Here is a 20,929-nt window from a genome sequence, read left to right as displayed (position 1 = left end):
AGAGTTTCTTCTTTCTGCTTTCTTTGCTTTTCTTAAAAAGAAAATCCTTTCATTATAAACCGATCATTGCAGTCTAAAATCGGAGAGCCCTTAATGCAACGTTCTTCCTTTTTGTATGTTGTTCAGCCCCTTTCTGTTTTTAACCCTCGATTAGGACGCCATCCTGTCGCCTCGGAGGCTTACATCGAAGAAGAGAATCGCTTAGCTGCTTTTATTGAGGATTTACCTGTAGAAATTTTTGACACCCCTTCTTTTATGGAAAAAACCTCTCAAGAACCTCCTTATATCCTATCTTGGGAAGCTACAAAAGACGGGGCTCTTTTCACAGTCCTTGAACCCAGACTCTCCGCTTGTGCTGCTACCTGCTTAGTCGCTTCTTCTATCCCTATGCGATCAGATGAAGAACTCTTAGAAGAAATCAAACAAACCCTGTTAAAAAGCTCTTCCGACGGCATACTATATCGCATTTCTCGAGAAACCCTTCCTAAAGAAAAAAAAGCTCCAAAGGTGTCTTTAGTTTCAGATGAGATCGAGCTTATTCGCAATGTCGACTTTTTAGGCCGCGCTGTTGATATCGTGAAATTAGATCCCATAAATATCCTCAACACAGTAAGCGAAGAGAATGTCCTAGATTATTCCTTTACAAGAGAAACTGCTCAGCTAAGCCCGGATGGACGATTCGGCATTCCTCAAGGGACAAAATTTTTCCCAAAACCCTCTCTTGACGTAGAGATCAACACTTCTATTTTTGAAGAAAACACTTCCTTTACACAAAACTTTTCTGCTTCCGTCACCTTCTGCGTACCCGATTTTTTTGCCGCAGTACCTTTTCAAAATCCTCCGTTAGTGGGCTCTGGACAAAAGGAAATTCTAGTAACTAGAAAACAGCTTTTCCCTAGTTATACTCCTAAACTTGTCGACATCGTTAAAAAATACAAAAGAGAAGCCAAAATCCTCATCAATAAAATCACCTTCGGTAATTTATGGAGACACCAAGCTAAAAGCCAAATTCTTACAGAAGGAAGCGTTCGTTTAGATTTGCAAGGGTTTACGGAGTCGAAGTACAATTACCAAATCCAAGTCGGATCACATACTATTGCCGCTGTATTGATCGACTTAGGAATTTCTAGTATCAAGTCGGCGTCAGAACAAACCTACGCTATACGGAAAATCAAATCCGGGTTTCAACGTAGTTTAGATGACTGCCATATCTATCAAATTGAAACCAAAAAAAACCTTGATGCTCTGTCTCAAGATCCAACAAATCCCTTTGTATCTCAATCTGAAGACTCCGACTTGAGCCTTTCTGAAGCAGCAGCTTTCTCTGGTAGCCTTACTTGCGAGTTCGTACATAAAAATACCCGTCATGCCAAAAATACCGTGACTTGCTCTACGGCTGCGCACTCACTTTATATTCTCAAAGAAGATGATGGTTCTAACCCTACTCAAAAACGTCTGGACAGCTGTTTCCGCAGTTGGATCGAAAACAAATTAAACGAGAACTCTCCAGATTCTTGGACAGCTTTCATCCAAAAATTCGGGACTCATTACATTACATCAGCCACTTTCGGAGGTTTAGGGTTTCAAGTTCTTAAGCTGTCCTTCGAGCAAGTGGAAGAGCTTCATAGTAAGAAAATTTCTTTAGAGACTGCAGCTGCAAATGCTTTATTAAAAAGCTCTGTGTCCAGTAGCACAGAATCCGGCTACTCTAGCTACAGTTCTTCTTCCTCTTCCCACACGGTATTTTTAGGCGGCACGGTCTTACCCTCTGTCCATGACGACCACTTAGATTTTAAAGATTGGTCCGAAAGCGTTCATTTGGAGCCCGTTCCTATTCAGGTCTCCCTACTTCCTATAACAAACCTGTTAACCCCGCAGTATTTCCCTGAAATAGACCCTACCGAATTAGCTCGTAAGCGAAACGCTCTCCAACAGGCCGTTCACGTTTACCTTAAAGAGCATAAAATAGACGAACAAGGAGAACGCTCTGTATTTACTGCCGGGATTAATAACCCCTCTTCTTGGTTTACTCTAGAAGCAGCCCGCGCTCCTCTCGTTGTTAGCTCGCCTTATGTAGCTTCCTGGTCTACACTTCCCTACCTCTTCCCAAGATTAACAGAACGCTCCTCAGCAACGCCTATTGTCTTTTATTTCTGTGTAAATAATAACGAACTCTCTTCGCAAAAAATGCTAAACCAAACCTACTGCTTCATAGGATCGTTACCGATTCGGCAAAAAATCTTCGGAAGCGAATTTGCCGGTTGTCCCTACCTATCCTTCTATGGAAACGCCGGAGAGGCCTACTTTGATAACAGCTACTACACAACACGCTGCGGATGGGTTGTTGAAAAGTTAAATACTACTAAAGATCAACTTCTCCGAGATGGGGATGAAGTTCGCTTGAAGCATGTGTCAAGCGGAAGATATCTATCCACAACACCTCTTCAAGATAACCACAGTACGCTGTCGCGTACAACAAGACAAGAAGATGCTATTTTCATTATCAAAAAATCCTCAGGTTATTGATAATGAGCTCTTTACAACTTATGCCCCATGTGTTAGTCTGGGGGCGTAGACGTTTAGGTAAGGGGGCGGGACGCTTAACAATTCCCGGATGGTAAGTTAAGAGCCCGTCTTTTTCAAGGGTGCCTGAGGGGCCCCGTCTTAAGCGCCTACTGACGCTGCATTAAGGTGCCATCGCGAAGAATCTCTTCTCGATGGCACTTTCCAGCTAATTCTCTGTCGTGAGTTACAATCAATACACCACGATGCTTCTCCGCAAGCGATAACAATAGTTCGTGTATCGTGTCTGCCGTTCCACGGTCTAAGTTTCCTGAGGGCTCGTCAGCCAGCACAATTTCAGGATCGTTTATCAACGCTCGCGCTATAGCCACTCGTTGCTTTTCTCCTCCGGAGAGCACAGCTCCTTTTTCCTTCTGCCGACCAGCAAGCCCCACAGACTCTAATAGATAGAGAGCTCTTTCTCGTGCTTCGGACTTCTTTCCTGTATCCTTACGCGCGATTTGCGCCGGCATCAACACATTATTGATTACCGAGTCATCCTCTAATAAATAGAAGTTCTGAAAAATAAACCCTATCCTACGATTTCTAAAAACAGGAAGGTCTTCTTGCCTCACTGTTTTACCGAAAAATAATATCTGACCAGAACTCGGCTGATCCAAGGTTCCTAAAAGATGCAACAAAGAACTCTTGCCGCTACCAGAAGCTCCGGTAATCGCCACAACCTCTCCTGCATGTAGTCGAAAAGATACGTCCTTCAGAAGGTCGATGCAAATGTCGTGCTGCTTAATAGTTTTTGAAACGCTACGCGCTTCAACAAGAATCCCCATAATCTACTCGGATTTTAAAATATCAGAAACCTGCATACGCGCTACATGCTGTGCAGGAAGAGCTCCAGAAATAGCTGCTAAAATAAGAGTTCCTAATAATAACCACATGACAGTCGGCAGATGAAAGTCTTGGGGAAGCTGCTCGCCAAAAAAAGATGGGTTAAAAGCTTCCCTTCCCTGCAATACGCTCAGCCAATTTGTCAAAACATTTAAATTTTTTAATGTCACCATTGCCAAAATGGATCCTATGAAGGCTCCAACCAGTCCTGAACAAGCTCCACATAATCCAAACACTAATCTTAACCGAGAAGAAGAAGCCCCCATTGCTTTCAAAATGCCGATCTCCTTTTTCTTATTATTTACTAACAAGATAGACATAGTGACAACGTTAGAACAGGCTACAATCAGCACGATAAAAGAAACTATTGAAAACAACACCTGATCACTTTGAAGCTGATCTAAAATAGGTTTAAAAAACTCATAATCGTATAGAGAGGATACTTCCCAATATGAGGAGACCCCAGCCTCTTTAAGTAAACCTTGAAGAGCTCGCTTGATAGAGGGAATCTCTTTAACATCAGGAAGAAACACCTGCCATCCATTGTGCATGCCCAGGCCTTCAGATTCAGAGCGTATGGATGTCGCCAGCTCCTTATCAATAAAAATAGTTTTTCCTCCGAAAGGAGAAACGCCGGGATTATAGAACCCGATTATCCGCAAAGGATAGCGTACCTCCCCCTCTTTTTTTACAGAGAAAATGGATAACGATGCCGTATCGCCAACTCGATAGCCCTGGTCTCGATAATAAACGGGAAGAATGACTGACTCGCCTCGAAACCTTTCCTGAAGAACACGAAAATCGGCGCGCCAACCTTCGGGAGAAGCATTGAAACGATTTAAAACTTCTGTCGAATAATCCGTCTCTTCAAAAGGAAGCACTCGCTGTTGATAAAAGTCCTCTGAAGAATAGGCAAGATACTGAGACAAAGACCGGGGTTCTACGTTATTCTGTCGCAAAGATCTATCCAAGCGCACATACCCCATCCCCTCCTCAAACTCAACAAAAGAGCCCTTACGAAGAGAAAGGAAGGCTTCCACCTTCTCATTTGCTACACGAACAGGATCCAAAACTTTTCCACTCGCAGAAAATTCGGGAGCCGGGAAAGTTTCTGGAAGCACAAAATCTATATCGGGATCATAGGGATCCGTCTGCTCAGCAAGAAGCTTTTCCCCTATGGTTTTGTACACATATTGCGAAGCTTCTGCGTGAGAGTCGATTTGATAATAATAGGAGTCGTAATATTTATCAGAAGGCTCAATCCTAATGGAGGCGTGCAGCTTCGCGAGATCTCCCACCCATCTTTGCTGCAGTCCGTGGATCACAGACATAAAGACCACGGACAGCCAAATGACAAGAGCAATAATCCCCACAGAAAAAACTGAAACTACGGAAGAAGAAAATCTTTTTTTTCTTGGAATTAGATACTTAAAGGCTAATAACAATTCTAACTTCATGACACCCATGGGGATCTAGAAGCTAGGTAAGAGCCTACTTAGCTTCTTTGAAGATAACGTGCTTACGCAGCTTTTTATCATATTTTTTAAGTTCTAGTCGACCGGTTGTTTTTCTTTTGTTTTTAACAGTCCAATACATTTCAGAACTTTCTGTGCTTTTCAATTTAATAATTTCGCGGTTTTTGCTGGCCATGAATGAACCTTTTCTCAAGAAAATGCTAAATCAGCTCCTATGCTATAGCTATTTTCAAAAATAATCAAGGTTTGCTCTCTAAATTGTTCAAAGGGAAGCGTCTTTCGGGGATTCTTCAAAAAGATTTTATTTTCTTTGTTTTTAAACGAGAATCTCATGTACCGAGAACTCTTGCTTCCTATAAATTTATTGATAAAACCAGCCTCTCAACAAGCTTTAAAGACAAAAAATCTTTTTAAAAACTGCAAAAAGGGTTGTTTTATCCCATAAATTGCCTTATCATTTCTTCCTGTTTCTTCTTTTTTGAAAAGCAAAAACGCAAAAACACTACTTTCTTAGAAGTTTTTTGGAAAATAAAGGGCTTTTATAGATGAAAAAGTTTGCTTCCTTCCTATGCTTATTATCCAGCAGCTGTTTCGCTGCTCCCGTTGAGGTGCCAGGATTTCCTGCTATTCCAGAAACATACCTCACCATCACGGAGGATAAAGTAGCGCCTCGGGAACGTTGCCGCAGCGTAAATGTTGTTAGCTGCGGATACAACCTTGTAGGAGTATTCCACACCCCTACAACTCCTATGCCTCAAGGGGGTTATCCAACCGTCATCTTTTTCCACGGATTTCGAGGAAACTGTTTTGGATCTGATGGGGTGTACCGCGAACTCGCCCAGTTGCTTGCGTCTAACGGAATTGCTGTTGCTAGATTTGATATGGCAGGATGTGGAAGCAGTGAAGGATGCTGCGATCAAATCCCCGCGCGCACCTATCTAAGAAATGGAGAGGACATCCTAGCCGCAGTATCCGAATACTCAGAAGTCAATCCTCATCGCATCGGCATTGCTGGCGTCTCTTTAGGATGTCATACCACCATCCACCTGGCTAGCACCTATAAACCTAGAAAGTACACCATTCAAGCTATTTCTGTTTGGGCTCCTGTCGCCGATGGCATTATTCTTCTCAAGGAAATCTGTGCAACAATCGGCTTATCTACTCTGGCCGATCCTTCTGCGGCTAGCGGCGTTGGCCAAGCTTTTGGATTCAAACATCTTCCTATCAAACTTTGTCGAGAAGACATCGACTTTTTCTTGGGAATCCAAGACCATGTTCTCTTGCTTTCCCTGCCAAGAAGAATTCCTATCCTTCATCAACATGGTCTCGACGATCGCGTGGTTTCTATGGCCCACCAACGTCTATTTTTAGGGGCAGCTCCTACACAGATGCTCTTTAAAATCTATGCCAACACTGCTCACGACATTGCCTCCTCTCCTTTCCGCAGCCAGGTTTTACAGGATATTTTAACACACTTTAAAACAAACCTTTAATGCTCGCTTCTATTGGGGCAGGAGATGCCCCATTTTCTTGTCTTCAAGGCTCGTGTTTTGCATTCTCAAGATTCCTTTTAAAAGGATTCTCACGTATACTCCTACACCAGGCGTAAACATGTTTTCACCCGCTTCGTTTGGTGAACATGTTCTCAAATAGAGTGCATCTAGCTCGAGAGGATACCATGATCGATGTTCTAATTATGGGAGTCAACCCTTCGGGATTGATACTTGCCAACATCTTACAGCAGCATGGCGCCAGTATTAAAATAATAGATTCCCGGGATCATGTAACAGCTCCCCTTCCCCTCCCCCTGCACACTCTCCCTCTGGTTCTATCATCTTCCTCCCTGGAGCTCCTTGATAATAGCCATCTTTTAGGGAATCTTTTGGATAAGGGGCGCAAGATTTTTGGAGCTCGTTATCACTGGAAACAACGCTCGGTTCTTTTTAAATTCAACCAGGCTTCGGCTTCTCGTTATCCCTTTTCTCTTCTTATTTCTTACGAAGACTTGGTTTCTCATCTTCTCCAGGAATTTGAAAAACGCGGGGGAGTAGTCAATTGGGCAACGCGTCCCGTTACTCAAGTAGAACAAAATCTATTCATAGAGAGCACAAAAAACTCCTCTCAAGTGTATGAAGGCAGAGAAATTTTTACCCCGAAGTGGATCGTTGCATGCGAAATGGATGCGGATCCAGACCTTAAAGATCTGCTCAAAGCTCACATCAAACCTAAAAAACTGCATAAAGAAGCCTTGTTCATAGACTGTGAAGAAGGCGAGCCTTTTGAAGAAGATCACCTCCATCTTCTTCCTGTAACAAAGAGTTTTGTTAATTTTGTTTTTTACAATCCTTACAGAGGCTCTCGTCAGCTTTATCTAGCGAATACCTCCGGCCCCATTTCTTCTAAATTTAAAAATAAACTTCTATACACCTATAGCCTAGCTTTAGCAGAAAACTCCCTTTCTATTTCTACTTCGTTTCTACAATATCCTTTTTGCCATGGCCGCTATATTTTCTTAGGGAGCATCACCAATAACCTCTCCTTTTCTTATCTCTCCGGGGTGAACACCAATATTCATGAAGCTTTTAATTTGGGATGGAAAATTCTCCCTGTTATAAAAAAAGCTGCTTCCTCTCAATTGATCCTTGCCAGAGAATTAAAAACCAGTCACGTGCTGCCCCATTTTAATGAGGTGCATCAAAAACGAGCTTCTAAGCTTCTTTTTTCCAACATGTACACCCCAGCTTTAATGTACTACTACTTGAAGGGATGCCGGCAGCTTGATTCCGCAGAAGGAGAATTTTACTACCCTTCTCACAAAGCCTCCAAATACGAAGCCAGCGATATCATTAAAGCCTCTCCTCACGATAAAGAAATCCGAGGTCCTAGACCAGGATCTCGCGCTTTAGATGCTCGATTAGAAACCGGGGATTATTTGTTAGACTCGTTGAAAGATGCCAAGCATCTGCTCATTTTCTTTAAAGAGCGCCCCGATCTGGTTCCCGCTCTTCTGGAAGAGTATGGTGAATGGGTGGATGTAACCGTAACCGAAGATCCTGCAGTTCATAAACTGTACCATGCTAACCCGGAATCTTTATTCATTATTCGTCCGGATCGCTACATCGGATACAGAACGCATGCATTTAAACTGCACGAACTCATCTCTTATCTACTTCGCATTTTTTCTACCGAACATATCTAATAAGGTAGGGCTTGTCTCAGGCCCTACTTTTACAGATCTTTCTCTTCCAACAATTTTCTCTTTCGAGATTCGAGCTTTTCTATCTGGGTTTGTAAGAGCTGGTACTGGTTATGCCACGTCTCTCCGTTCAGTTCAAACTCAGCCTCTTTGGCCTTAATAACAGCGTCTGCCTTGACAAACTTTTCTTCTAATTTTTCAAGCTCTAACCTTTGATCCATGATGCGCAAAACCTTTGAGGATAAAGAGCGTAAGATAGCTCGAAGGACATCCACAGGTATCTTGCTTATCTCATCGTGTAAACTAGAAAATAGTGCCTCTAAGGCATCTGAAGACTCTTTGCCGGGACCCTCTTTCTGACAGAATCCTTGTATTGCCTCTTCTACTTTTCGACAGTCTTCGGACTCTTGTCGAGTTTTCTGAATCCAATCTTCCAAAAGCAATAGCGTATTTCTACAAGACTCTTGATAGCCAATCGTTACTTGAGTCTTTGTCTCCAGACTTTTCCGTATTTGATGCTGCAATCGAACATCTGCCTCGTGTTTGTCGTCTCCAAAAGGTAAACTTAGCTCTGGACGAATCTCCTTCCGAGCTTTAAGAAAACGATCCAGAGCTCTACACGCTTTCTCATAATCTTCAGAAGAAAGCGGGGCTCCTTCTTTCTGCCAGCGTTTGCTTAGAGATTTCAGCTCCGCACAAGCTTCGCGAATCACATTCCATCCCGGCCCTAAAATGAACCGTAAAAGGGGCGTCCGATCTGCTTTATCATAAGAGGCAAAAAGGTTTTCACTATACTGAAGAAACTGTTGCGGATTTTGGTTCAAGATGTTTTCGGAGGAGGCCCGCTTTTGCTCCACGTGATAAAGAGCCTGTCCTGCATTGCCCAAACACATATTCAATTCCAGCGATGCTTTAACAGCTTGTAAAGAGCCTTCTTCAGCAAGTTTGTTAAACCGATCTTGCAGCTCCCTATGCAGGCTGTTATCCTCTTCCAAATCCCGGTTAGCATGAGCTTGCATCAACCGATTGTTGAGGGAGAGCAACTCACTCATTTTGGTTGAGACTTCTTCTTTAGAAGCCCGTTGAACAAGCATGTTCTTTCTTGCCACCAAAACCTCTAGACGATTCACTATCTGCGAATAACGCTCCTCTTGAGCACAGAGATTGGCAACCTCTTTGCGTTTTTGAGCTAGCAAAGACTCTAAAAATTTTGTTTTATGCTGCTCTGCCAAAAATCTCGAGCTTATAGCCTCGAACTGACAACAAGCCGCATGATACTCCTCTTGTTTTGCTTCGATAGCGGCAATTTCTTTTTCTATCTCTGCAGTCCCGCTATCTCCGAGTTTCGCTGAAATGACGGTTTTTTCTGTCCCTTGAGGCTGATATTGCTCCGGAAGCTTCTTAAACTTCTTATTAAGAACCTGAGCATCTGCTTTCAGAGCTTTAATCGTACTTTGTAACGTATCCTGTTTCAGCTCTTCAGGCAGCTTCTCTGTTCCCAATAAAGCCGCTTCCGCTACACGAAGCTCAGCAGCACCATCAAGCCCATAAACATCTCGAAGTTTTTGCAACTTCTTAACGTTTTTCACATCTATTTCTGGATAAGGCAGCTTCCGATTGTCTTCAGCCAACTCTTTCGCAAGAGAAGCCACTTCGCTCTTCCAGTTTTTTCTATCTATCCAAATAGACAATGCAGAGGGAACGGCTTCTAGCACCAAAGCTACGACACAAAAGACTATCGGAAGCCATGTAAACTGAACAGAAAACAGAGCTATTGCTAGACAAGAAAAGGCTATTGAAAGAATCGCCGCCACAACAGCCTTAGTGAGCATTGCATTGCGCAAAGAGCTTCGCAATTCCTTAATAAGGTTTGTGAAACCTTTTAGTGTGCGCGAAATCTTCGTTTGCGTAACCTTATGAACTCGTTGATGGGAGGAGTTTGCTATTTTTTCTGCTACCGGAGAGGGAGAAAGATCAACGCCCTCTACAGGAGAACCTAACGCACTCAATCCCTCCAATCTATGGGCTAGGCTATCCATCGAATCTTGCCGGAAAGAAGACAACTCCAAAGCAAGCTCGTCTGTTAAACCGACTAGCTGTTGCATGTTTTGAGAGGAAGCCTCCTTCCCTCTAGACTCTTCCAACAAAGCTTCAACGGTATTAATCTTCCCTAAAAGGCTTGAAAGATAGTCATATCCACTTGAGATCAGTTCTAATGTTCCTTCTTGCTCTGAAGAGGCTGAGTCAGACCCTGTTAGACGATCCTTTTTGGTTAAAGCCTCTAAAACGGCTCCTTTCTCGTTTGCTTTCTTTTGTAACGTTTTGGGATGAGAAAATAGCGTATCAAATAAGAGACGCTTACCGCTCATGCCCTCTTCATAAACGGGCCGGGAAAGCTGATTCACCTGCTCTTGTATGCCGGCAAGGTCTAACAACAGGCTTTTAAATTCCTCTTTAGCAGTCTCGATGTCCGCAGGATCCAGGGTCTTCTCTATATTTCCTAAATCTGCTTGCAAAGCGTTCTCGCAACTCGTCAACTCTTCAATGGCCAACTCTAAAGAGCAAGATTCTGTAATAGTCTTGTGGGCACCTAAAAAATCTTCGATTCCTTTGATGCTGTCCGCCAATACAATGCTGTTCAGTTTGGTCGTTTTGAATTCACCATAGCGCGTTCTCCAAGCTGCCAAACGAGCTTGAATTTCCGTAAGTGCTGCAAGAAACTGACGTTTTTGCTCTAAAGTCTCTTGGGGAGAGAGATGAACCGCAGAAGCTCCCCATTTTGGATCACTGATAAACGCTTGTAATTTTTCTACAGAAGCCTGTAATCCTTGGAAGCTACGCTCTGGATGTAGCTTCATTGCTTGGCTAAGCTCTCCACGCAGCTCTCTTCCTTTTCGAATAGCGCGATGAATATTATCAACCAAAGGAGTCACTCCTCCAGAAGAGCCCCCTATCTGCAAAATCGTGCTGATCAGCTCCTGATAACTCTTCTCTTCTACCTCCTTGATAGGAGTTTCACTAGCAACTTCCATGCGATTTTCTAAGAGAGAGGCAACATAATTAGCGCACTCGCACACACTTCTTTGCATTCTTGCGAGATCTTCTTCTTGCAAGTCCGCATTCTTCTTCGAAAGAATTTTTTCTAAATCCCCGTGAAAATATTTGCGTGTTACTAAACGCACTTGTTTTTGCAGATAAGACGAGACCCCATCCTCAAGACAAATGGCGTGCATAGCCGATTCGATTTCTCGGTAAAGCTGCCGCAAATCCTCTGCCCTAGCAGATTTTTGTTTAAGTAAAGCCTCAATTTTATTTTTCCAGTTTCTAACCTTGTCCAATACGGGAACTAGCTGCACGCGTTCTATGGCAAAATGAAGCTTCTTATAGTTTTCACTGGCAACCTCTAAAACATCCTTCCCTTTCACAATGAAATCTTGCGCAGCGGAAGAAAGCCCGGCCCCACACCATGTTGCCAATAATGGGCTACCTAAAAAACGCATCTGATACTGTTGTACAGACTGCTGAGCATCTTTTCCAACTTGAGCTCCCCAAGCCAACATGCTCAATAGGGATTGGGCTAAGTCCAAAATAGACTCTCTTCTCGCGGCCCCGGAAACATCGACGCCAACCATTTGCAAAGCTTGCTCAGATATGGGAGACAAATCTGCGCTTGTTTTTTCCCCTGAGATAATCTCGTCCTTAACAGATTTCACCTGTTGAGCCGCAGAACGCCAAAAAGCATCTTGAACAGAAGGAATGCCAACAGAAGCATCTACCTGGTAGCGCTGATGAGCTAATCCCGCGAAGTCGTAATGTTTATCCGCGGCTATCGGATGATTAGCTGCTCGTTTCTCAAAATCTACTCCATGTAATTTCTCTTCAGCTCGTCGAAGACGAACATCAAATCGACTTAACAGCGTCCCATCAATAGAGTCTTTATTAGAAAGCAGATACTGGTAATAAAGCTGCAAAGCTCGATATTCTTGTCGAATCTGCTGACAACGTTTTCGTAAGCAGCCCTTAGCAATCGTAAAAACGATTCCAGCTCCGATACAGACAACAATAGGAATCCATAAAGGCACACCAAGCAACATACACAAAGGAACAGCAAAAAGAATCGCCGACCCGATAACCGTAAGAATTTTTAGGGCGGTCTCATATACTTTTAGCTTTTTAAGCTCGCTTCCTTTGGCACTTGAAATCGCCTTCTCCACGGCGTCGATTAAATCTCGCCGAGTAGAAAAGTTTGAGTTCAAGCTTCGAGCTTCTGGGCTCAAAGGTTGGGCCTCTCCCTGCCCAGCTTGCGTACATAGCTGGCTTGAAACGCTTAGACGCTCCTTCAAAGAAAGATCTGAACTGCTCGGTAAAGTCGCGGCCGGATTCGTCATATTTCCCTAAAAAAACATTTTTAAAGGAAGTATTATATCTTATTTTTACATATAAATCGCCGAGAACTTTATAAAAACCAGGCCTGCACTAAGCAGTTGTGTCAAGAAATTTTAACAAATCGTCCTCTCCCCACACTGGCACTCCCAATTCATGAGCTTTTTTTAACTTAGAGCCAGCCTCGCTTCCCGCAATCACGGCATACGTATTTTTTGACACCGAGGAGCTAATTTTCCCTCCCAAAAAACGGATCCGTTCTTCCGCCTGTGATCGCGTCATCCCCTGAAGAGTCCCTGTAAGAACAAAAATTTTCCCCTGTAAAGAAGACTCTTTATCGGTTTGTCTAGGAAGAACTCGTACTCCAAGCTCTTGCATACGACGAATTTCTTCGATATTTTCGGATTTCGAAAAGAAGTCCAGAACAGATGCTGCCACTTTTGGACCGATCCCTTCTATGGAAAGCAAATCCTCCAAAGAAGCGTTTTTCACATTATCTAACGTTGTAAAATGGTCCGCTAAAACAGTTGCACCCGTGCTCCCCACAAAAGGGATAGAAAGCGCCGTTAAAAAACGATCCAAAGCAACTTCTTTGGCGTCGGAGATACTCTTCAGTAAATTTTGTACAGAACGCTCCTTAAATCCAGGAACCTGCTGTAAATCTTCTTTCGTAAGAGCAAATATATCCGAGCAAGAACGAATTAATCCCAGCTCGAATAGCTTAGTAACAACCTTTTCTCCCAAATGATCGATATTCAAGGCCCCCTTACTCGCAAAAAAGCATAGCTTTTCGAGCATCCCTCCCGAACAACAAGGGTTGATACATCGTACAGAGACTTTCTCTTTAACAACTGGAGTATGGCATATGGGACATAGTTCAGGCATTTTCCACGGTTTGCTATCAGAAGGGCGCTTAGCTAGGTTAATCCCAACAATTTTAGGAATAACTTCTCCCCCCTTTTCTACGTATACCGAATCCCCTATGCGGATATCCTTTTTTTCAATTTCATCTTCGTTATATAAAGAAGCCCTAGACACACGGCTTCCTGATAGCAAAACGGGGGCCAACTCAGCAACTGGCGTTAGAATCCCTGTTTTGCCAACCTGCACGACGATATCCTGTAAAACGGTTTCGGCTCTTTCAGGAGCGTATTTATAAGCAATTGCCCAACGATAATGTTTACTGGTCAACCCCAAGCGATGCTGATCCGCAACATTATCGACTTTAATCACTACCCCATCTATAGCCATTGGTAGTTCTGAACGAGTCTCCTTTATCTTTCGAAGATGCTTGATAACATCTTCTTTCGTACAACACTGTTTAGGCATCCCTGCAACAGGGAACCCCCAGCGAGCACACAACTGAAGATTTTCAAAATGGGAAGGCTCTTCGTAATTTGTAATTAAGCCGTAAACAGATAAATCAAGATTTCTTTTGGCAGCTTCCTTAGCAGATAGTAGTTTAAGAGTTCCTCCTGCCGCATTACGGGGATTTGCGAATTCTACCTTCCCCTGTTCTCGCTGGCTAGCGTTCAACTCCTCAAAAGCTTTGTATGACAAGAAGACCTCTCCCCGCACCTCAACCTCCTCTGGAGCATCTTGAGGAAGCATCATCGGCAAAGAACGAATCGTACTTACGTTAGCCGTAATATCTTCTCCTTTTACACCATCCCCTCGACTCAAAGCTTGCGCAAATGCCCGATTTTTATACCGAAGCGCAACAGCAATCCCATCAATCTTTAGCTCTAAAGAATATGTAGGAGAATACCCAAGAAATTTTTCTGTCCGAGAAAAAAACTCCTCCAACTCCTCCAAAGAATATACATTCGCTATAGACAACATGGGGTGTGAGTGAGGTATTACAGGAAACTGACCAGAAGGACGATCTCCTAAATGGACAGTAGGCGACCAAGCAACCTTCCATTCAGGATGCATAGCTTCTATTTCTTGAAGCTTTCGCATCTTCATATCATAGCTATAATCAGAAATTGTGGGGCGATCTAATACATAATATCGTCGATCATGTTCCACTAATTCAGTACATAAAGCAATGTAGTCGTCGCGAGACAAACCCTTCATAATAAGTCCTTTTATTTTACATCTTTCGCGCAACGAAACCCATAGGTGCTATTAATAGCTCCTGGATTATTGCGATGGCGATGTGCACAACGGAGATCTTCTTTTAGACTTTTCCAACATCCTCCTCGTAAAACCCTGTAAACTCCTTGAGGAGGACCTATAGGAGAATCGGGTTCTAAGGCTGAGCTTTCATAAAAATCATAGCCGTACCAATCCTGGCACCACTCATATATGTTGCCGGCCATATCATAAAGTCCTAGTACATTAGAAGGATAACTCATAACCGGCGTTGTATCCGAGCTAAAAAAGTTCGCTTTGCTTTTATCCATTTCATCTCCGGACGGATAACGCATTCCTAGCTTACCTCCGGAGGCTGCGACCTCCCATTCTGCTTCGGATGGCAATCTTTTACCTATCCAATTCGCGTAAGAAGAAGCCCCATACCAAGTCACTCCTACAACGGGATGTTTAGCATATCCCGGCTCAATAATAAGCCTACCCGAGCGACGCTGAATTCTTGAATCTTTTAAGCGGATAAGTTCGTTGCAATGTTCATCCTGCTCCCCTCCAACAAATTCCAGAAAGCGAACAAATTGCTCATTCGTGACAGGATGAATATCTAAAAAAAAACCAGGAAGAGTGATGGTATGAATTGGCAGTTCATCTCGCTGCCCATCCCCGCTTCCACGAGAAAAACTTCCTCCCTCAACAAACACCATGTCTGTAGATATAGGCTGAGGTTTTACTTCCTCTCTTTCTATTTCAACATAACGACTAACAACAGGCTCTCTTACTAGCAAAGACTGCAAAGGATTGGGGTAGACTTCTCCTCCCTCTGAACCTTCTTCCGAATCTACAGTTGTTACCATAGCTTCGTCAATAGACTTTGCCTCCACTAATACAAAGGCCTGCTGTTCCTCTTTGCTCTCACAAAGTTTTTCCCCCTCTCGAATTAATGCTGCGGGAGCGACCTGTTCTGCAGAATCACCCTGTGTCACAATCTCTCGTAAATGCTCGCGACAACAATCCTTTGTTACCTGAAATTGTTCTTCTAGCGTTTTTCTTTTTAGCGCCTCAAACAAACGTTGCGGCCGCGCTTTTTGTTGTTGTTGCAAACAACTTATAATGAACCCATCCCAATCATAAACACTCTCGGGCACATAAGAAGAGGGCTTAGGGAAAGATCCCCAAGGGAAAAGTCCCGTTAATAAGTAATATGCCAACACTCCAACGGAATATGCATCTACTGCTCGATAGTTTGCAGATTTTTCTTCTGGAGCTTCGAAGATTAATAGTTCACGAATACGCTCCATTCTTTCTTGCGCAGAGCCTTCCTGCATCAGAGAAGAGAACATCCGTTCTCTAAGAAGAGAGGCAAACCCTATCTCAGGAAGATAAATCCTTGCTTCCCCTTGAGAGAAAGAGACATGGACTGTGTGTAAATTAATTTGTCCATGAGCTAACCCTTTATTATGCACCAACTCTAAAGCTTCACATAGTTGCTGAATTAAACGTACAACCTCTTCTTCTGATAATTTTTTTCCAGACAAGTACTGAGCAAGAGAAATTGTTTTGCTATTCTCTTCTGTTACAATGAAATACCGATCATTCTCTCGCGAAACATTCTCGATAGCCATCAGACTAGGGTGTCGAATTGAAGCTAATTGCACGATGACCTCTTGAAACACCTTCATAAAATCTTCTGACGATGAAAGTTCTTGAGGTAATATCTTGAGAACTTGTCGTTTTTTAATAAATCGATGTTCTGCAAGCACATCCCGGCTCCATAAGCCTTGTTCGAGTTCTGCGATAACCTTATAGTCTCCCCAATATTCAACTGCGGCTCGCTCTTCCATTTTTGGGACCCCTATGCCTGTTGCGAAGTTTCTTTGCTTGAGTCTATTAAGCGAAAGACTCTTCTCAGTACTATACTTGTCGCCTAACGATCCGTCTACAACAAAAGATCTCTATTTAGTTTGAATAAAAGAGAACCGCTTAACTAATAGCTAGCTAAGCGGCATGAGTAAAAATTTTATAGAACAAAAGGTAGGCGAACAACGCTCCAAGAAAGAGAGGCAACTCGAAAGTTTCTTTCCCCTACAATTAGCTGAAAATATCCGGGTGAAGTCGCATAATAGGTGGATGCACACCAAAACATAGGAACTGTTGTGTACCACGTGGATCCGAGGCAAACCGCGATTCCCAAAAGTTTTCTCACCACCTTGTTCTTGTTAGTTGATCCAGAGCTCGTATCGTATGCATTTGCATAGAGCATGACACGCCCGCCTACTCCATTATCCAACCAGTCTCCATTTTTTCTCATAAAGACAGAGAGTCGAAATAGAGCTGGATCCTCAGGAGAAGCTGTAAAAAATAATTTTCCCCGATTAGAAGAGTTCAACGTCACAGCATTGTCCGTGTCATCTCGGAATTGCTGAGCATAAGCATCCCAGCGCACCTCTGCTCCCCAACCCCCGGTATCCCCAGAGCCTACATGCCCTGTAGAAAGAGCGGAGCGCATACTAATTTTGGGTGCTCCTTTTTTGTATAGTCCATAAGGAACATATTGCTTCCCATGGCGAGAATTAATATCGTTGAAATCTACCGCTGCATTATTAGAGTACGCATAGTTTACAGTGTTATCCGCTAAGTTTACTCGGCCACCGAAAGAAATATCCGCAGTAGGATTCTTAATGATGAATTTTCCTTTAGCAATCAGATCCTGTGAACATTCTAGTTTCGCAGTATCACTCACCAAATCTTGTTTAACATTTACATCATTGGCTGTTAGAGTTTCCGAAATCGTAACCGCCTTTTTTTTCTTCTCTTCGTCAGTTAATCCTGTAGTTTGTACATTCAACCGCACAAACGTAGGGAAAGAAACATCAATATTATTATTAGCAGGAGTTGTCATTAATCCTCCTCCGTATAAGAAGCACTGAATGGGAACCAAATCACATTGAGCATCGAGTAGGCAACGCGAACTTCGATCTTTGTAAAGACTTGTATAAACGGGTGCTGACCCCCTATGGATGGAATAGAAAAAATAGAATATAGAGAAGTATTCGTTGTGGTCCCTGAAGAGAATCCCCGAGTATCCCCCGTACAGAGATTCGTGTATTCATAAGCAGAGGTGTATAATCTTAAGAAAATGGTAGGGTCATCATTTCCTGCGTGATGACCCGAGCTTCGGAAAACTTGAAAAGCAACTTGATAGATGCCCGGGCTTTTTAAATACAGTTTTTTCGTTTCTTTGTCATTCCAGTAAAATCGATTTCGATACATCGGAGTGTATGATTCCGAATCTTCTCTATTATTCAAGCGTAAATCGAAAAAACTCCCCCCCCCCACTGAGGCACCATTACGATGCGTGGCACAGTTATAAGCCTGCGCAGATTTGTCTCTATAGTAATCAAAAGTAATCGCATCTCTAGCAGCAAGAGGATCGCTCAAATTTGTAAATTGAGGGACTTGTCCTTGCCCACATTGGATACTAAAATCTCCTTTTAGTACTGTTTCACCAAGAGATGTTCGCTTTCCTTTGACATCTCTTCCTACCGATAAATCGACATTTGTTTGAATTTTCGGTCCTGTTACCTTCAGATCTCGTCCTGTTAGCGTGTCCTCAACAGTCGCATCCCCCTCTACTTTTAACGTAGCATTATTCAACCATAAGTTTTGATCTTTAACTCCCGTTCCTTCATCTGTGCTCAATCCAGGAATAGGCGCTGCTCCTTTAAGTTCCTTTTTTTTCATCTCTATCCTCCTATTTCCGGGTATACAAGCACTCCAAAATAAAAAGTGGATAAAGAAGAATGATCATTTCCACTTTTATAGCGCACCTCGAGAAGCGTTTTCATGCTGTTTTCATCAGATTTTTTGAAGGGTCCATCCGGATTCGTTATCTCGTGTCTCACATGAATCGCAGTCCCTAATGCAGTAGATGCATAGTACCCCCCTCTGCTAAATGTGGAACTTTCACAATATTCCTTACCGGAAGGAATCCCTAAGCAGAAATCTCCTCCGTATCCATTATTCCACCCCCAGCGTTTTCCTACGCCAACATTGATGATGTATATCCCCTTAGCTAGAAGCTGCACTCCAGTAGTCCCGCCGAGCTTGATTTTCACCTCATCCTCTGGTCTGCTTCCTCGTTCAAAGTCTGCAAAACGAATAAACTCTTCTATGCGAGATGATTGATAAACCAGGCGAGAGGGTCCTATTAAAGGGAGAGGTTTTCCCTGGCGCCACTCGATTCTTGCTCCCTCATTCAACGAGCAGAAAAAATATTCTGGAGTGCGAATGTAATTTGCAGGGACAGGCTCCGTATCTTTTACAGGGCGTTTGACATTGCTAAGCCGATTACCGTTAAGGTTGATCGAAACTTTGTTTTGAGTTGTTAAATCATATCCTGCGGCTCCAGTAAGACCATTAACAACAATGTCCTGTGTTTTCACATCAACATCTCTTCCTACAGCAAAGGTCTCGGTTGCAGAAATAGTCTGTACCGTGATGTCTCCTTCTGTAGTCAAGTTTGATGCTAAAAGATCTCCATGAACAGTTGTATCAAAGTCGAACCGACAATCATTGATAATTTTGTCAGAAGCACTCATTTATTGTTCCAAGTTTTTATTTTGAATAAAAAACAAACTAACAAATAGAAGTCAAAAATTAATTTGTTTTATCTTCGAAACAAAAACAAACAAAACAAACAAAAAGTGGTTCGCGCAATAAAAAGAAAAAGAAAAAGAAAAAGAAAAAGAGAAACAAAAAGAAAAAATGAGAAGTTGAGCTTTTCTGAAGACGGTAATAAAACCTATGAAATCCTGGGGGTGGCTGGATTTGAACCAACGTATCCGTAAGGAGTCGGATTTACAGTCCGATGCAATTGACCGCTATGCGACACCCCCAAAAGAATGCTGGAGAAAGGAATTGAACCCTCAACCGTTCGATTACAAATCGAATGCTCTGCCAATTGAGCTACTCCAGCTTAAGAGGGTGTATTATGACAAAAAGAAAACTTTATTCGCAATGAAAAACTTAAGAAAGTTCTGATTCCTGATTTTCTTCTTGTTTGTGCACACGATAATCTTCTTGTGTAGGCAAGAACACCGATTCTTGATTTTGCGAAGAAGGCGTCGTATCGTCCGAAGTAGTTGTATCCATCACTTGAAATTCGTGCTGACTCAGTTTTTCTGAGATGATACGTTCTTCTTTTGCTTTTGCTTTTCGAATCGCGCGTTTTCCTACAAGCTCCTTATTTTTAGTAATAAGGAACTTGTTCTTCACCTCTTTTTGCTCAGGGATGACAGAATCTACCGATTGCTGAAATAGCTTGGTAAAACTTTCTGTTGAATAACTGGTTGTAGGCAAAGTCGTAACAGAAAACTTAAATTTCCCATCAGGGGTATGACGAACTGTTTGCGTCTGCGATTTTAAACAACACTGCTTATATTTTTTCCCCGACCCGCAAGGACAAGGATCGTTTCTATTTGGTTTTTTCAACATGAACTCTTTCCCGTCTCTTCCCATCTATAAAATTACCCACAAAAGATCTTCTTTGCAACACCCGCGTCCACAAACAGAGTTTTTTGGTAATAGAAAAATGAGAGTCCGGGATGCTAGCAGGTTCGCGTTAATTCGTAAAATTAAATAAAGCTCGCTCAACAAAAAAGTTAATCCCTTAAAAAAGAGATTCTTCTTTTTTCATCTTGTTATAAAACACTTTGGCTAATGCTACACAAGGGGAAGCTAATAAAAGAGCTACTCCTTTGGATATTAAAGAAAACAGCATCACATCTAGGAGATTGGCAACAAGTCCATATAAACCTAGAAAAGAAAAAATCACAGTATCTATGCTTTGAGAAAGGGCAACAGAAAAAGTCGAACGCAATCCAAAAACACGCCCCTGCGAACGTTTTTTAAGCCACCCAAAGACTTTAAAATCCACAAACTGCACAATCATAGTAGTGATAACTGACGCGGAAACAAGACGAAGGGAGGGGGCAAACAAGGCCTCATAATGCTTCTGACTCACATCTCCAGAAGATGGGATTAAATGGAGATGGAGCTGAGTAAGCAGAAGAAAAGCTAGCGTGTTGCACCAAGAAACGAAAATAATCTTTTTCGTTTTCTCTTTACCCAAAAATTCCCGAGCACAGTTCAAACAAGAAAAAAGTCCTATTACGTACACATCAGCAGCGGTTACTTCAAACCCAAACAAGACAACTTGCTTCAGCACAAAGATATTCATAATGATTGAAAGCAACGAGACCCATGCGCCCAATAGAATCCCGTCTCTTACAGCACAAAAAGAGCCGAAACCAATCACGACAAGGATCTGCAGTAAAAAAATTATCTCATTCAGCATATATTCCATTCATTTGAA

The 20,929-nt window shown here is 42.6% G+C and carries 14 protein-coding genes and 2 tRNA genes; 3 read left to right on the top strand and 13 right to left on the bottom strand.

Going from position 1 to position 20,929, the window contains the following annotated elements:
• Positions 1-93 precede the first annotated feature (93 nt).
• Positions 94-2,526: an MAC/perforin domain-containing protein gene (locus B6E89_RS00815; protein ID WP_035405769.1), complete on the top strand. Its 2,433-nt coding sequence runs from the start codon at positions 94-96 to the stop codon at positions 2,524-2,526.
• A 146-nt stretch (positions 2,527-2,672) separates the two neighbouring features.
• Here the strand turns inward: B6E89_RS00815 and B6E89_RS00810 are convergent, their stop codons facing one another.
• The 3 genes from B6E89_RS00810 to rpmG are packed head-to-tail and all read right to left on the bottom strand — an operon-like array spanning position 2,673 to position 5,058.
• Entirely contained in the window at positions 2,673-3,350 is a 678-nt protein-coding gene (locus B6E89_RS00810) for an ABC transporter ATP-binding protein (protein WP_080121200.1), read from the bottom strand.
• Positions 3,351-3,353: 3 nt separating this feature from the next.
• Complete coding sequence (locus B6E89_RS00805) at positions 3,354-4,865, bottom strand: ABC transporter permease (protein WP_080133252.1); 1,512 nt, start codon at positions 4,863-4,865, stop codon at positions 3,354-3,356.
• A 34-nt stretch (positions 4,866-4,899) separates the two neighbouring features.
• On the bottom strand, positions 4,900-5,058 hold the full coding sequence (gene rpmG, locus B6E89_RS00800) for a 50S ribosomal protein L33 (RefSeq protein ID WP_080121198.1): 159 nt from the start codon (positions 5,056-5,058) through the stop codon (positions 4,900-4,902).
• 370 nt (positions 5,059-5,428) lie between these two features.
• On the opposite strand from rpmG, the gene B6E89_RS00795 reads away from it, so the two are divergent.
• Together B6E89_RS00795 and B6E89_RS00790 are read left to right on the top strand one after the other, a co-directional pair.
• The gene (locus B6E89_RS00795) at positions 5,429-6,376 is read left to right on the top strand and encodes an alpha/beta hydrolase (RefSeq protein WP_080132872.1); all 948 of its coding nucleotides are present in this window, start codon (positions 5,429-5,431) and stop codon (positions 6,374-6,376) included.
• Between the two features lie 185 nt (positions 6,377-6,561).
• Positions 6,562-8,082: an FAD-dependent monooxygenase gene (locus B6E89_RS00790; RefSeq protein WP_080123522.1), complete on the top strand. Its 1,521-nt coding sequence runs from the start codon at positions 6,562-6,564 to the stop codon at positions 8,080-8,082.
• Positions 8,083-8,111: 29 nt separating this feature from the next.
• Here the strand turns inward: B6E89_RS00790 and B6E89_RS00785 are convergent, their stop codons facing one another.
• The 10 genes from B6E89_RS00785 to B6E89_RS00735 all read right to left on the bottom strand — a co-directional run bounded on the left by B6E89_RS00785 (position 8,112) and on the right by B6E89_RS00735 (position 20,911).
• Entirely contained in the window at positions 8,112-12,467 is a 4,356-nt protein-coding gene (locus B6E89_RS00785; protein ID WP_080132871.1) for a hypothetical protein, read from the bottom strand.
• 88 nt (positions 12,468-12,555) lie between these two features.
• Positions 12,556-14,541, bottom strand: a complete 1,986-nt coding sequence (gene ligA / locus B6E89_RS00780; protein WP_080132870.1) for an NAD-dependent DNA ligase LigA — start codon at positions 14,539-14,541, stop codon at positions 12,556-12,558.
• An 11-nt stretch (positions 14,542-14,552) separates the two neighbouring features.
• Positions 14,553-16,397, bottom strand: coding sequence for an SUMF1/EgtB/PvdO family nonheme iron enzyme (locus B6E89_RS00775; protein ID WP_080132869.1), 1,845 nt, complete (start codon positions 16,395-16,397; stop codon positions 14,553-14,555).
• A 176-nt stretch (positions 16,398-16,573) separates the two neighbouring features.
• Complete coding sequence (locus B6E89_RS00770) at positions 16,574-17,455, bottom strand: hypothetical protein (RefSeq protein ID WP_080132868.1); 882 nt, start codon at positions 17,453-17,455, stop codon at positions 16,574-16,576.
• Complete coding sequence (locus B6E89_RS00765) at positions 17,455-18,297, bottom strand: hypothetical protein (protein WP_080132866.1); 843 nt, start codon at positions 18,295-18,297, stop codon at positions 17,455-17,457. Before B6E89_RS00765 ends, B6E89_RS00770 begins: the two co-directional genes overlap by 1 nt.
• 2 nt (positions 18,298-18,299) lie before the next feature.
• Complete coding sequence (locus B6E89_RS00760; protein WP_080132863.1) at positions 18,300-19,154, bottom strand: hypothetical protein; 855 nt, start codon at positions 19,152-19,154, stop codon at positions 18,300-18,302.
• A 214-nt stretch (positions 19,155-19,368) separates the two neighbouring features.
• Positions 19,369-19,451: transfer RNA gene (locus B6E89_RS00750), tRNA-Tyr, on the bottom strand.
• A gap of 7 nt (positions 19,452-19,458) precedes the next feature.
• Positions 19,459-19,531, bottom strand: a tRNA-Thr gene (locus B6E89_RS00745).
• Positions 19,532-19,581: 50 nt separating this feature from the next.
• On the bottom strand, positions 19,582-20,049 hold the full coding sequence (locus B6E89_RS00740) for a YecA family protein (RefSeq protein ID WP_080125981.1): 468 nt from the start codon (positions 20,047-20,049) through the stop codon (positions 19,582-19,584).
• 175 nt (positions 20,050-20,224) lie between these two features.
• Positions 20,225-20,911 (bottom strand): queuosine precursor transporter, encoded by a 687-nt coding sequence (locus B6E89_RS00735; protein ID WP_080128913.1) that lies wholly within the window; start codon positions 20,909-20,911, stop codon positions 20,225-20,227.
• Between the last annotated feature and the right edge of the window lie 18 nt (positions 20,912-20,929).

Origin of the sequence: Chlamydia suis, assembly GCF_900169085.1 — a bacterium.
In the GTDB taxonomy this organism is placed as follows: Bacteria; Chlamydiota; Chlamydiia; order Chlamydiales; family Chlamydiaceae; genus Chlamydia; species Chlamydia suis.
The sequence above is the reverse complement of the archived record's forward strand: the minus strand, read 5'-3'. Positions and strand labels throughout refer to the sequence as shown.